10 protein-coding genes are annotated in these 14,582 nt (G+C 43.7%); 5 read left to right on the plus strand and 5 right to left on the minus strand.

Translation table 11 applies throughout. The features are described 5' to 3' along the window. The first annotated feature begins 124 nt into the window (after positions 1-124). From ABR335_RS05615 to ABR335_RS05630, 4 genes are all read left to right on the plus strand, one after another. A complete protein-coding gene (locus tag ABR335_RS05615) occupies positions 125-1,219 on the plus strand; it encodes a glycosyltransferase family 2 protein (protein WP_350346648.1) in 1,095 nt (364 codons plus the stop codon). Beyond that, the gene (locus ABR335_RS05620; RefSeq protein ID WP_035184213.1) at positions 1,212-1,898 is read left to right on the plus strand and encodes a glycerol acyltransferase; all 687 of its coding nucleotides are present in this window, start codon (positions 1,212-1,214) and stop codon (positions 1,896-1,898) included. The genes ABR335_RS05615 and ABR335_RS05620 overlap by 8 nt, the downstream gene beginning before the upstream one ends. 219 nt (positions 1,899-2,117) lie before the next feature. Further along, positions 2,118-4,169: a methyl-accepting chemotaxis protein gene (locus tag ABR335_RS05625; RefSeq protein ID WP_350346649.1), complete on the plus strand. Its 2,052-nt coding sequence runs from the start codon at positions 2,118-2,120 to the stop codon at positions 4,167-4,169. 272 nt (positions 4,170-4,441) lie between these two features. After that, positions 4,442-5,590 carry a GntR family transcriptional regulator gene (locus ABR335_RS05630; RefSeq protein WP_026685163.1) on the plus strand — a complete coding sequence of 383 codons (1,149 nt, stop codon included), beginning with the start codon at positions 4,442-4,444 and terminating at the stop codon, positions 5,588-5,590. Positions 5,591-5,784: 194 nt separating this feature from the next. Here ABR335_RS05630 and ABR335_RS05635 read toward each other — a convergent pair whose 3' ends face one another. The 5 genes from ABR335_RS05635 to chvE form a co-directional block, all read right to left on the minus strand. Further along, positions 5,785-7,386 carry a xylulokinase gene (locus ABR335_RS05635; RefSeq protein ID WP_350346650.1) on the minus strand — a complete coding sequence of 534 codons (1,602 nt, stop codon included), beginning with the start codon at positions 7,384-7,386 and terminating at the stop codon, positions 5,785-5,787. A gap of 150 nt (positions 7,387-7,536) precedes the next feature. Beyond that, positions 7,537-8,958 carry an L-arabinose isomerase gene (araA, locus tag ABR335_RS05640; RefSeq protein ID WP_350346651.1) on the minus strand — a complete coding sequence of 474 codons (1,422 nt, stop codon included), beginning with the start codon at positions 8,956-8,958 and terminating at the stop codon, positions 7,537-7,539. 121 nt (positions 8,959-9,079) lie between these two features. Beyond that, positions 9,080-10,243 carry a multiple monosaccharide ABC transporter permease gene (mmsB, locus tag ABR335_RS05645; RefSeq protein ID WP_017550147.1) on the minus strand — a complete coding sequence of 388 codons (1,164 nt, stop codon included), beginning with the start codon at positions 10,241-10,243 and terminating at the stop codon, positions 9,080-9,082. Between the two features lie 6 nt (positions 10,244-10,249). Continuing rightward, positions 10,250-11,776 (minus strand): multiple monosaccharide ABC transporter ATP-binding protein, encoded by a 1,527-nt coding sequence (mmsA, locus tag ABR335_RS05650; RefSeq protein ID WP_026684698.1) that lies wholly within the window; start codon positions 11,774-11,776, stop codon positions 10,250-10,252. 120 nt (positions 11,777-11,896) lie between these two features. After that, positions 11,897-12,970, minus strand: coding sequence for a multiple monosaccharide ABC transporter substrate-binding protein (chvE, locus tag ABR335_RS05655; protein WP_350346652.1), 1,074 nt, complete (start codon positions 12,968-12,970; stop codon positions 11,897-11,899). A 416-nt stretch (positions 12,971-13,386) separates the two neighbouring features. Between chvE and ABR335_RS05660 the strand changes: the two genes are divergently transcribed. After that, a complete protein-coding gene (locus tag ABR335_RS05660) occupies positions 13,387-14,526 on the plus strand; it encodes a GntR family transcriptional regulator (protein ID WP_035184227.1) in 1,140 nt (379 codons plus the stop codon). Positions 14,527-14,582 lie beyond the last annotated feature (56 nt).

The raw sequence follows: 14,582 nt of genomic DNA on the forward strand, positions 1-14,582 counted from the left end.
TCGGAAAAACGGCCGTTTCCCTGCACCGGAACAATGCCGGTTCTTTGTTTTTCTCCTCTTTTCCATGTAATATGAAAATAGGATATTTTTCTAGACAGATTGGTTTAAAAGGGGGTTGGATGATATGATCGGAAATGTCGCAGTTGTCATTCCGGCACTGAATCCGGAAGCGCAGCTCGTCCATTATGCCGATCGCCTGTTGGCAAAAGGAGCGGCGCGGATTATTGTCGTGGACGATGGAAGCAGCCCGGCATGTGCGCCGATTTTTCAGATGCTGTCGCAAAAAGAGAGATGCACCGTGCTCCATCATCCGGCGAACCGCGGGAAGGGGCGTGCGCTGAAAACAGCTTTTGCTCATATTTTGGCGCATCACGGCAGCCTTTCCGGTGTGGTCACAGCAGATTGTGACGGCCAGCACAGTCCGGAAGATGTTGAAAAAATGGCAGCAAGCCTCCGGCAACATCCGCACAGCATCATTCTCGGCGCACGGGATTTTAGCCTGGAGCATGTCCCGCCCAAAAGCCGGTTCGGCAATCGTTTGACAAGCTTTCTCTTTAAAGCCCTGTACGGCGCAGAGATCGGCGATACGCAGACAGGCTTGCGCGGCATCCCGAAGCAGGAGCTCGGCTGGCTGCTGGCGCTGAAAGGCGAACGGTTTGAGTATGAAATGAACATGCTCATTTATGCAAGAAAAATGAACGTAAAAATCCGGGAAGTGCCGATCCGCACCATTTATTTTAACCGCAACGAAGGTACCCATTACCGGCCGGTTAAAGATTCGTTGAAAATCTTCCGTAAAATCATATCCGGGCTTTTTTATTATGCTTTTCCCGCACTGATCTTTTTAATCGCAGATATGCTCAGTTTCTCGCTTTTATACCGGTATGTCCTGGCAGGGATTCCGCATGTATGGAAAGTGCTCGCGGCCACTGCTGCCTCACAGGTGGTTGCCTTTGCCGCCTTTCTTATGGTCAAATACAGGCTTTTAAAATGGAAACGATTTTTAGTCCGGTACTTGATGGCATGCCTGTTGTTCATCGTGGTCTCTTTCTTATTCATCGAAGCCGGATCCGGTCTGCTTCAATTTGATCCCGTGCTGGCAAAAACGATTGCAAGCCTTTTTCTTGCCCTTTTCTTCTACCAGCTCCAGCTTCATTGGGGAATTTTTTCCGGCTACCCGGAATATGGGCAACTGGCAGGGGAGAGGCGCCATGGCTAAAGGTTACGGACTATTTTTTAAATCAGTGCGCCAACTTGTGCGTTTCGTTTATCCGTCTTACAAAGCGCAAATTTCCGGGGAAATTGCCGGACCTGCCGTTTATGTTTCACACCATCGCAATTTATTCGGCCCGTTTGTTATATTGCTTTGGTATCCGGAATTTATCCGCACCTGGATTTTGCACGTTTTTCTTGACCGCAAATCTTGCAGCAGGCAATACGCCGATTACACGTTCACAAAAAGATTCGGCTTTCCGCGGGCTTTGGCGAACCCGGCCGCCTTTTTTCTCTCATTCATGATCACAAAGCTGCTGAAATCCGGGAGAGGCATTCCCGTTTTCCGGAGCTCGCGCAAAATCATCCGGACGTTTCAGGAAAGCGTCGAAGCGTTAAAGAACGGGGAGAGCATCGCCATTTATCCCGATATTGACTACACAGACAACGCGGCGGGTGTAAAAGGGATGTACGAGGGTTTCCTGTATTTGGAAAAATATTTTTACAAAGAAACCGGCCGCCACGTCCAGTTTGTCCCTTTGTACGCCAGCAAGACGAAACGATTGCTTGTTACAGGCACGCCGGTTTTTTTCCGGGAAGGGGAAGATTTCCGGACGGAGAAGGAAGTGGTATATGAAAAATTGCACAAGGCATTGAACCGGCTCGCAGCGCAGTACGGCGAATAGCAGGCGAAAAAACGGCAGGGGCATGCTCCGCCGTTTTTTTGCTGCAAAATGAATCCCACTCCGTCGCTATAGATGCCTTCCGTTTTGGCTTTGGTCCTGAAGCCGGGCCCCCAATATCAAAAACTTTCAAAAACAACGAATTCAAGCCCTTGCCTAAAGCTTTTGCGGGATGGTTCCGATACCTAATAAGTGAGAACGTACAACGAAGGGGAGACAGCATTGAAAAAGCAAAAGAAATTCATTCCGCTTACCGTCAAATGGGGTGGTCTGATTTGCGCCGCCATGTTGATATCCATTTTGGCGACGGTCGGACTGGAATATGCCACTACAAGCCATCTGTTAAAAACGAAAAACCGCGATGTCAATCAAATGGTTGCAAACGAAGCGGCATCGCAGGTGGAAGCAGGACTTGCAAAATACGAAACCTCGCTTGACGAGCTCGCCGGCCTTGTCGGAACGGATCTCCAGCGGAAAAACAAGATGCAGGATATTGAAGCCAAAATCAAATCGGTCCAGACACGGAACAAGCAACTCGTTTCCGCTTATTATATGGATTTCCGGACGGGAAAACTCCATATTTCCCCGTATGCGAAGCTTGATCTGGACGTGCGCAATACGAATACATACCGCTATTTGCAGAAAAAGCCGCAACTGCAGTGGATGGATATTTACAAAGACAAGGTGACAGGCGCCATTATGACGTCCGTTGTCGCGCCGGTTTTTTCGGGCGGAAAGATGGCAGGCGCCGTCGGATATGACATCAATTTATCCGAAATGGGCAAGATCCGGACAAACATCGAACGCGATTCAAACAACAAACTTGCGATTTTCGATGCAAAGGGCGTGATCGTGACGTCGTTTTTAAAAAACGGCGACGGGAAAAATGCCAAGCCGGCAAATAGCGGAAAAGTAGAAGGGGTAAAAGATTTTGAAAGCAGCACCCGGCTTGACAAAGATTTTGTTTTTGTCGAAAAGATTTATCGTCAAAAGACAGCGACCGCAACTTTTCACTGGAACGGGGAAGGGTATGATGTCTATGCCACAACGATCCCGAAAACTGGCTGGAAAGTAGCCTCGTTTAACCCGCAGTCCGAGTTCAGCGCTCAGATTGGAAAAATAAAGGAAATGGGCCTCCTTTCCATCGGGATCGGGCTTTTGATCGGCATTGTTTTTGCTGTGTTGATTTCCGGCCGGCTCGTGAAGATTATCAAAAACCTGCAGCAAGTGCTGGCAAAAACGGCGGAAGGGGATCTGGTTACAGCGTTTGCGTTCCGCTCCAATGATGAGATCGGGGAACTGGCTAAAAGTTACAACGCCATGCTTCACAATATGCGCAGCCTGATTGCAAAAGTGAGCGACAGTGTCGATAACGTCAACAATGCGGCTGCCGGCCTTCGTACGGTAACAAAAGAGAATGAAGCGGCTGTGACGGATGTTTCTAAGGCAGTGGAAGAAATTGCGGCAGGCGCAGCCAACCAGTCCAATCATATTGAAACCGGATCAAATGCAATGCGCGATTTGGGCGGCGAAATCGAAAAGCTTGCCGCACAATCGCAGGTCATTGAAAATGCGGTGGATCAAGCAGGAACAGAGATCCAATCCGGTACGAAACAGGTCGATAATCTTGAAGCCTCTTATCAAAAACTGGAACAGGCTTTTGAAAGAGTCACATCGATGATGGCCGGGCTGAATGAAAAATCGAAATCAATCGCACAAGTCGCGGATGTGATCACGCAAATCGCTGAACAGACGAATTTATTGTCATTAAATGCCTCGATTGAAGCGGCGCGCGCCGGTGAAAACGGAAAAGGCTTTGTCGTTGTCGCCAATGAAGTGCGCAACCTGGCCGAGCAGTCGAAACAGTCGGCAAAAGATATTCGGGCGACGATTGCGGACGTGCTCCAAGACATGAAAGAACTAGTGGACGTCATGGAGGAAACGAATGAAATCAGCACCGGGCAGAGAAAAGCGGTCAACTCCGTGAGCACTTCAATTGCCGTTTTGGCCGAAGGATTGGAGAAGATGCTCAGCTCAATTAAACAGGAAGCTGCATCGATCCGCTCGATCGGGGAACAAAAAGATGCCGTTGTCCAAATGATTGAAGACCTCTCCGCTGTTTCCCAGCAAACCGCTGCCGCTTCAGAAGAAATCTCATCTTCCATGGAAGAACAAGCCGCCTCAGCCGGCGAACTCTCCCGCTACACAGAAAAACTGTTCACCCTCACGGAGGAACTGGAGAAGGAGATTGGGGAGTTTACAATTAAAAAATGATACAGGAGGGGAGTGAAAGCCGTGCTTGCACTCCCTGATTTTTGCCTGCTGCATCCAGATGAATAAAATACATTACGGGAATAACAGACGGTTTTTTAGTCCTCTTCCTGTGCAAGGGCATTCGTGTTATAATGATACGTACAAATATCGAAAGGAAACTGGATTACGCCACCGTGGCCACCCAGATCACAAATTTTATTTTTTTGCCGGATATGTACGTAACAATCATTGCTGATTTGCTAAGTTCTTCAATACTAGAAAAGGAAACTTACATGAATATGAGCAAAAAATACGAAAAAATTAAGCAGGATATTAGAGAAAAAATTTTAACGGAAGAGTACAAAGTAAGTGAAAAATTGCCAACCGAATCAGAACTAATGGAAATGTACCAGGTAAGCCGGTTTACAGTAAGGCGTGCAATTGATGAGCTGGAGAAAGAAAATTTCGTTTACCGTATTCAGGGCGGGGGGATTTTTGTTGACGATTGGAAAGGCAAACCCCAAACCGTCATGAAAAATAAAACAATCGGTTTGATTACAACTTATATATCCGATTATATTTTTCCAAATATCATCACGGGAATTGATAACTATGTATCAAACTATGGATATTCCATCTTGATTACCAACACACAAAACAATCCGGAGAAAGAGCGGAAAAGTTTGTCCAATTTATTGTCAAATAAAATTTCCGGATTAATCATTGAACCGACAAAAAGCGCATTGAGCAATACCAATAAAAGCATTTACGACAACATCAAATCACTGGGCATTCCAATGCTGTTTATTAATGCGGTTTACGATGACATGAATATCCCGTACTTGGTCATGGATGATCTAAAAACCGGCGAAATGGTCACAGATTATTTAATTTCCCTGGGGCATAAAAAAATTGTCGGGATTTTTAAAGTGGACGATAAGCAAGGTATACATCGAATGAACGGTTACATCAAAGCTTTTCAGAAGCACCCTGAGATTTCGAATATGGGTGAAATCATGATGTACCAGACAGAGGAAAACAAAATCAATCTGTTTAAAAAACTTCATACAATACTGTCGCGCCCTGAGTTTGCTCCGACTGCAATTGTTTGCTACAACGATCAACTGGCCATTCAAGTCATGAATTTTGTCAAAGAAATCGGTCTGAACGTACCAAAAGATCTCTCCGTTATTGGAGTTGATGATTACCAGTTTTCAAAGTTTATCAATCCGGCATTGACGACTGTTCGCCATCCGCAGGAAAAGATGGGGCTTGATGCTGGTAAAATGATCATTGATATGCTTAATAAGCAACCAGTCACCTCAAAAATATATGAACCAGAATTGGTAAAAAGGGATTCAGTAAAGCCGCTTGATCATTCAAATGACAATTGGACGGAAAAAAATAGGGAGGAGAAAGCAATCTGTGATAACGATGAGTAATATCATGGATTCTGCCTTTTTTCGAAAACAACTTATGAATAGGCCAAAAGTTTTTGTAATGATATCTGCCTTTAATAGATCATGATTCCGGTAGTCAGATATTCTGAAGCAGCCGGATCCGGTATAAAGTCAACAGGGCTTGCTAAATGGCAAGCCCTGTTGGTTATGCTTCTATTGTATGCCGTCGCCTTCTGCTATCCAATCGACTTTACAGCCATCGACTCAACCGGCAAGCCCGCCTCATATCTTTTTATAAAGGCTTCGTACCCTGAAACGCCTTCAGGTTCCGGGCTTAGCGTCATGCTTTCGGGATGGGTGAACACGTTTTGGTCCAAAAAGTCTTCCAGGCTTTGCTTCCCGTTTCCGGATTTTGCATAAACCGCGAGCACGGCCATCCCCCAGGCGCCGCCTTCACCGGCAGTGCTCATCACCGTAATCGGCGTATTTAATGCATTGGCCAATACTTGCTGGCCAATGACCGGTGTTTTAAACAGGCCGCCCTGGGCAATCAGGACATCCGTTTTGATTCCTTCTTCATTCTTCAAAATATCCATCCCGATTTTAAGCGGTGCAAATGCCGCATACAACTGGGCCTGGACAAAATTGGCCAATGTAAAGGCACTGTCCGGTTTCCTGACAAACAGCGGGCGCCCGGCCGGCATTTTTGTAATGTTCTCGCCTGACAAGTAGCTGTAATTGAGCAAGCCGCCTGCATCCGGATCCGCTTTTGCAGCCACCAAAAACAAAGTTTCATATAAACGATCCGCCGGCAAGTCAACACCGAGCCGTTCAGCAAATTGTTTAAACAGGTTTGCCCATGCATTAATGTCAGACGAGCAGTTGTTGATATGGACCATTGCCACGGGCGCCCCGCTCGGCGTTGTGACAATATCAATATCGCGGTACACTTTTTCAAGCGGCTGATCCAGCACAATCATCGAAAATGCCGAGGTGCCGACGGATATATTTCCGGTCCGTTTGCGCACACTGTTTGTGCACACCATCCCGGTTCCGGCATCCCCCTCAGGCGGAGCCATCAAACTGCCTGCCTGAAGATTTCCGTTTACATCCAATAAGGCCGCTCCTTCGGTTGTTAAAGTACCCGCATATTCGCCGGCTTTTAATACTTTTGGCAGCACTTTCCCGATATGCCATGGATAGGGCGCCACATTTTCAAGCTGGTCAAACGTATCAAGAAAATCTTCCCGATAGGTGCCGGTCTCTTCATCCACCGGAAAAACACCGGAAGCATCGCCAATTCCTAACACCTTTTCTCCGGATAATTTCCAGTGTACATAACCGGCCAACGTGGTGATAAAGCGAATATCCTTTACATGGGGCTCCTGGTTTAAAATCGCCTGGTAAAGGTGGGCAATGCTCCATCGTTGCGGAATATTAAATTGAAATCGTTCAGTCAATTCATCCGCCGCTTGTTCGGTGATGTTATTACGCCATGTCCTGAAAGGAACGAGCAGCTCTCCGTTTTCTGCAAAAGCCAAATACCCGTGCATCATAGCGCTTACACCAATGGCACTGATTTTTGTTAAAGTCGTATGGTATTTCCCCTGGACGTCTGCCGCAATTTGGGCATAGCTTCTTTGAATCCCTTCCCACACTTCTTCCAACGAATACGTCCAGATGCCGTTTTCAAATTTGTTTTCCCAAACATAGCCGCCGGATGCGATTGTTTCAAAATCGTCCGTGACAAGTACGGCCTTTATCCGGGTTGACCCCAGTTCGATGCCGAGAGAAACATTTCCCTGCTGAATTGCCTGTGAAGTTTCGATTAAATTCATTTTTTTCACTTCCCAAGTCTTAAAATCATTACCTCTTCCTAGCCCTGGCTCTGCCGGACACCGGTACTGCGGATTATTTTTTTCCGGCCTCCCTAATCGTTGTGGCAAATTGTTAAAGAAGTGCATCTTTTTATTTGTTTACTGCTAAATTCAAATTTTTACAGTTTTAAGGCCAACCATTTTCGCAAAATCTTCAATTTGCTCAGCAGTGACTGCGAACGACAGGACAGTATGATGTCCGCCGCCGTTTTCAATCCATTTTTGGGCCCCTTCATAAAAACCTGGTTTCGGTGTCCAAAGCTGGCGTGCGACAGGCAGTTTCGGCGCTGCTTCAGCCGGTTTTTTTCCATTCACTTCATACATAACGAGTTTAAACTGGTCACCAAAATCAGAAACCGTAAGATTTACAGCGTCTCCATCCGTGCCATCGAAGACGAGCCGTGCAGGGTCTTCACGGTCCCCGATGCCTAATGGATGGACTTCTACCCTGATTTTGCCGCTTGCCAAAGTCGGGTCTACTTCAAGCATGTGGGAACCCAGTATTTCTTCATGGCCTTTTACCAGATTGTACGTATAATCTTCCATAAAACCGGTTTTTTCGTTATGTGCCATGATTTTCACCAACCGGTCGAGTGCGGCTGTTTTCCAGTCCCCTTCACCGGCAAAACCGTAACCTTCCGCATTCAGCCGTTGGACCGCCATCCCCGGAAGCTGTTTCATGCCCCACAAATCTTCAAAATTTGTAGTGAATGCTGTGTACCCGCCACGGTCAAGGAATTTGCGCAAGGCAATTTCAATCCGGATTTGCTCTTTCACATGGTCTTCAAAATAGGCCGGGTCATTGTTTCCAACCACCAATTCATATTTTTCCTGGCATTCCGCATAAACGGCCTCTATTTCCTGATCGGTGACTTCTTTCATTTCCGCAACAAGGTCACCAATGCCGTAATAGTCGACTGTCCAGCCGAACTGAATTTGTGCTTCGATTTTATCACCGTCCGTGACTGCGACATTGCGCATGTTGTCGCCGAATCTCGCTACTTTAATGTTAAAGCTTTCATTGAAAGCAACAGCAACATCCGTCCATTGCCCGATTTGGGTTTGGACCTTTTCATCTTTCCAGTGGCCAACAACGACTTTGTTATTTTTGTTCAGTCTCGCATTGATAAATCCGTATTCCCTGTCGCCATGGGCACTTTGATGCAGGTTCATGTAATCCATGTCGATCGTTTCCCACGGGATATGGTCCAGAAATTGTGTAGCCAGATGAAGCAAAGGTTTTTGCAGCAGTTTCGTTCCCCTGATCCAGTTTTTCGCAGGCGAGAATGTGTGCATCCAGGTGATGACACCGGCGACATTGTCGTTATAGTTGACTTCTTTCATGACCTGCGTGATACTGTCGGCTGTTGTGGCAACCGTTTTAAATACGATCGGGTACGGTAGCTTGCCGCTTGCGTTGATTTCATTAATGATTTTTTCCGCATCTTCCTTTACAGCATCCAGCGTTTCTTTGCCGTATAAATGCTGGCTTCCGACGATAAACCAAAACTCGTAATCTTTTATTTTCAACATGCTGTTTTCCTCCCTGGAATGTACAAGACATTTATTTTGTTTGTGCTTAATAGGCATTTACGTACTTAAAGGTACATAATTGAGGCAAGGCAAACTTGCACAGCCTTGCGCCAATTTCTTTTTAAACCGCTTTATTTTTGTTATAAACATCAAACGCAACAGCAAGAAGCAAGACAAGGCCCTTAATCGTTTGTTGCCAATCTATGCCAAGGCCAAGAATGGACATACCATTGTTCATCACTCCCATTACGAGCGCACCTACGATTGCTCCGCCGACTGTGCCAATTCCTCCATAAGCAGAAGCTCCGCCGATAAAACAGGCTGCAATGGCATCAAGTTCAAAGTTCGTTCCCGCTTTTGGCGTTGCTGCATTTAGACGGGCTGCAACAATTAATCCCGTCAATGCGGCAAGCACTCCCATATTTACAAAAATCCAAAATGTTACGCGTGGTGTTTTGATCCCTGATAAACTCGCTGCATTTGCATTACCGCCAATTGCATATACCTGTCTGCCCATTGTTGTTCTTTTCATAACAAACGAGTAAGCAAGAATTAAGGCTATTAAAATTACCAAAATGTAAGGGATTCCTTCGTACGTCGCAAAAATGTACGAAAATACATTAATCAAACATGCAATAACAATAATTCTAGCAACGAACAACGGTCCCGATGTTGTTTGCAACTGATATTTTTTCTGCTTTTTTCTTCCATTTAATTCAATGAAGATATAGGCAACTGTACATAACAGCCCGACCGCAATGGTCAAAATATTTAAGGAGCTTCCTTTAAAAACATCCGGGATAAAACCAGAACTGACAAGTTGGAAGTTTCTCGGAAAAGGGGCCAGTGATTCGCCTTTAAGAATCAGCATCGTCAGGCCCCGAAAAACGAGCATTCCAGCTAACGTCACAATAAATGCCGGAATTTTTACGTAGGCAACCCAAAATCCCTGCCAGGCACCAATGCATGCACCAATTGCTAAAGAAATGACAAAAACAACAATTGTCGGCAGATGCATGTGTATGGACAGGACAGCAGATATTGCTCCGATGAAAGCTACAACGGAACCGACAGATAAATCAATATGGCCGGCAATAATGATGAGGACCATACCAATGGCCAGTATCAATACATAACTGTTCTGCATAACAAGATTGGTAATGTTTAACGGCCTTAACAAGATCCCGTCCGTAATTACTTGAAAAAGAACCATAATCAGAACAAGCGCAATAAACATGCCATACTGTCTCATGTTTTTTTTCATCATTTGAAGGATAGAATCCATTTGAGGTCACCCAACTTTCGTCATATATTTCATTAAAATTTCCTGATTTGCCTCTTCTTTTAAGACTTCCCCGGTAATTTTTCCTTTGTTCATGGTGTAAATCCGGTCGGCCATTCCCAGTAACTCCGGAAGTTCTGATGAAATGAGAATGATGCCTTTCCCCTGATCAGCCAGTTGATGAATAATGGTGTAGATTTCATATTTCGCACCGACATCAATACCCCTGGTTGGTTCATCTAAAATCAAGATGTCCGGTTCGGTAAAGACCCATTTACTCAGCAAAACCTTCTGTTGATTGCCACCGCTCAAATTCCCAACCAGTTGCATCACATTGGAAGACTTGATCCTCAGCTTTTTACGTAGCTCCTCAACACTTACAATCTCTTTTCCCTCGTCGATTACCGATTTGTTGGAAATTTTTCTTAGATTCGCCAGCGTCATATTTTCTTTCAAGCTTGAGATCAAGTTAAGACCAAGATTTTTCCGGTCTTCCGTTACATAGGCAAAACCATGGCGTATTGCATCCTGAACCGACTTGATTTCAATCGGTTTGTTATCTTTGATTATTTGTCCTTCCATTTTCTTTCCATATGACCGTCCAAAAATACTCATCGCCATCTCGGTTCTGCCAGCTCCCATTAAACCCGCAATTCCTACAATCTCTCCTCTTCTTACTGTAATATTTGCATGATCAACAACTTTTTGTTCCGGGTTGGCAGGATTCCAAACGGTCCAATTTTTAATTTCCAAAATGGTTTCAGCTATTTTTGGTGTATGATCAGGAAAGCGATGCGTTAAATCTCTTCCCACCATTCCGCGAATGAGCCGGTCTTCCGTTATGTTATCTTTTTTTACATTTAGCGTTTCAATGGTTTTGCCATCCCGCAATATCGTAATGGAATCAGAAATTTTCATAATTTCATTTAATTTATGTGAAATAATAATAGAAGTAATGCCTTGTTCCTTAAACTCCAAAATAAGGGAAAGCAAGTTTTCACTTTCCGTCTCGTTTAAAGCGGAGGTAGGCTCGTCTAAAATCAGCAGTTTTACTTCTTTTGACAAAGCTTTTGCGATTTCAACCAACTGCTGTTTTCCGACGCTAATGTTGCGGATTAATGTATCTGGTGATTCATTCAGACCGACTTTTTTCAATAACGTTTCAGTTTGAATAAATGTTTCTGCCCAATTAATCACGCCATTTTTTGCCCTTTCATTGCCCAAAAAAATGTTTTCAGCAATTGAAAGATCGGGGATAAGCGCTAATTCCTGATGAATAATGACAATTCCCAGAGCCTCACTTTGCTTTATATCCTTAAATTGGCAAATTTCTCCATTAAATAAGATGTCTCCCGAATACGTTCCATAAGGGTAAACACCGCTTAATACTTTCATGAGGGTTGATTTTCCTGCGCCATTTTCACCGCACAGGGCATGAATTTCGCCTTTTTTTACTTTTAAATTCACATTATCAAGTGCTTTAACCCCAGGAAATTCTTTTGTAATGTCGTTCATTTCCAATATATATTCAACCAATTGATTCACCCCCGTTATACAGAAAAGGGCATTCCAAAAAGAAAACCGTACCTGTTATCACGACTGTTTGATCCGCCTGTTCCAGGACGTCATTCTAAATGGAAAGCCCATTGCCAAATATTATTTCAATTCGCTTGTTTTATAGTAACCGCTGTCAACCAACACCTTTTTATAATTGGATTTATCAACAGAAACAGGATCCAAAAGATAAGATGGAACAACTTTTACGCCATTGTCATATGTTTTTGTATCATTGACATCCACTTTCTTGTCATTCAGCATCTGATCAACCATTTTCACTGTCTGTTTTGCCAATTTTCTTGTATCTTTAAATACGGTTTGGGTTTGTTCACCCTTGATGATCGATTTTACAGAAGCCAACTCTGCATCCTGCCCAGTAATCACTGGCATCGGTTTGTCTTTTGAACCATAGCCGACACTCTTCAAGGATGAAATCACGCCAATGCTGATGCCATCATATGGAGAGAGCACTGCATCTACTTTTGCATTTGTATATTTGGCACTTAAAATATTATCCATCCGGGATTGTGCCGTTGCCCCATCCCACCGAAGCGTTGCAATTTGGTTGAACTTCGTCTGGCCGCTTAACACTTTAAGTTTTCCGGACTTTATATACGGATTCAGAACGGACATCGCGCCGTTATAAAAGAACAGCGAGTTGTTATCATCCGGAGATCCTCCGAATAATTCAATATTAAATGGCCCTTTATTTTGTTTTAAACCAAGTTTATCTTCAATATATTTTGCTTGTATAACGCCGACTTTGTAATTATCAAAGGTAGCATAGTAGTTTACGTATTTCGTATTCCGGATTAACCGGTCGTATGCAATCACTTTAATTTTTTGGTCATGCGCTTTTTTGAGAACATCGGTTAATGCTTCTCCGTCAATAGCACCAATAACAAGGACGTTCGCCCCTTTAGTGATCATGTTTTCAATCTGTGATACTTGATTTTGCACATCATCTTCGGCGTATTGCAGATCGACTTTATAGCCCATCTTTTCAAACTGCTTTTTCATATTGTTTCCATCTTTAATCCAGCGTTCCGATGATTTCGTCGGCATTGCTATTCCTACATACCCTTTTTTTCCAGAGCTTGCCCCCGAACTGCCACAGGCACTTAGGACGAAAACAAGAATCAGTGCACAGGTCGTTATAAACCATTTTTTCACAATGTTTCCCCCTCGTATAGTTAGATTAGAAAACCAAATTTTCAATTTTGTCAACGCTTACATTTTTTTGGTATGTAACCCACTCCTTCCTCTAGGTTCAGTAAATACGCATTTTGTAAGCGCATTCTTATTTGTCCCTAGTGTATTATAGTCATCCGTACATGTCAACATTATATTTCAAAAATTTGTACGAACAAATAAACGGTCATTCCATAAAGTTGAACAGTATGGATTGTTACGCAGAATAAATGCTTCCGAATGCAGAACAGATATTTCCTTCACCGCGGAACAAGATCTCTGCAAGAGCACCGGAGCATTCCTTTAAAGATAATAGATAATCAGGCCGGCATCTGTTATAGTAAAGTAAGACACTTGTATTCAAGTCCAGAAAAATAACGACAATAAGGGTGAAACGTATGGCAGAATCACCAAAATATGTTGTAGTACAAGAAAAAATTAAAGAATGGATCTTGAACGGACAAGTTAAACCGGGAGAAAAAATATATTCAGAAAATGAGTTGGTTAAACTGTTTCGTGTCAGCCGCCACACTGTCCGCCAAGCCATCAGGCAGCTCGTAAACGAGGGGTGGTTATATACGGAGCAGGGATCCGGAACATTTTGTGCGGATAGAAACTTTCATGAAATCCGTCAAAAACCTTCATCCGGAAATACAAAAACAATCGGCGTCATCACAACCTACATTTCCGATTATATTTTCCCTTCAATTTTGAATGGGATCGAATCCTATTTGACAGAAAAGGGATACTCTCTTGTTTTAGCAAGTACCGATAACGATCCAAAAAAAGAAAAACAATGTTTAGAAACGTTGATGAGTAGGGAAATTGACGGACTCATTGTAGAGCCGACAAAAAGCAGCGGGTTTAATCCAAATGTTTGCTTTTATACAGAACTGGAAAGGCTACACATTCCCTATATTATGATCAATCAATTTTATCAGCAGCTGAATCCGCCTCATTTGATCGTTGACGATGAACGAGGCACCTACATGGTGACTGAACATTTGATCAGGCTAGGCCACAGTAAAATCGCCGGGTTGTTTAAAACAGACGACCTTCAGGGTGTGTACCGGATGAAAGGCTATTTAAATGCGCTCAGAGAAAACCATGTGCCTTTTTTTCAAAACATGGTGAAAACGTATTCAACAGAAAATATGAATCAAATGATTGAGGATTATAAAGTGTTTTTAAAGAACACAAAGGAACGACCATCTGCAATTGTCTGTTACAATGATCAGATGGCAATCGAAGTGATCCGAGTGCTAAGAGAATTAGACATCAAAATTCCGCAAGATATTTCTATCACAGGGTTTGATGACTCTAATCTTGCGGTTGCCTCGGAAATTAAACTAACTACCGTTACACATCCTAAAACCCAGATGGGGATCGATGCTGCAAAATGGATCGTCGCAGCAGTTGAAAAAGCAGAAAACCATTATGAAAAAAGCCGTAACTCCATTATTTATGAACCGGTTTTAATTGTCAGAAATTCTACCTTGGATAAAAAAGACGCTGCAGAGAAATCAAATATACATTAAACAAAAATCGTGACTCCTTCGCACCATTCAGATAAACAAAATCAACTTTTGCTCAT

Origin of the sequence: Heyndrickxia faecalis, from assembly GCF_040267745.1 — a bacterium.
In the GTDB taxonomy this organism is placed as follows: Bacteria; Bacillota; Bacilli; order Bacillales; family Bacillaceae_C; genus Weizmannia; species Weizmannia faecalis.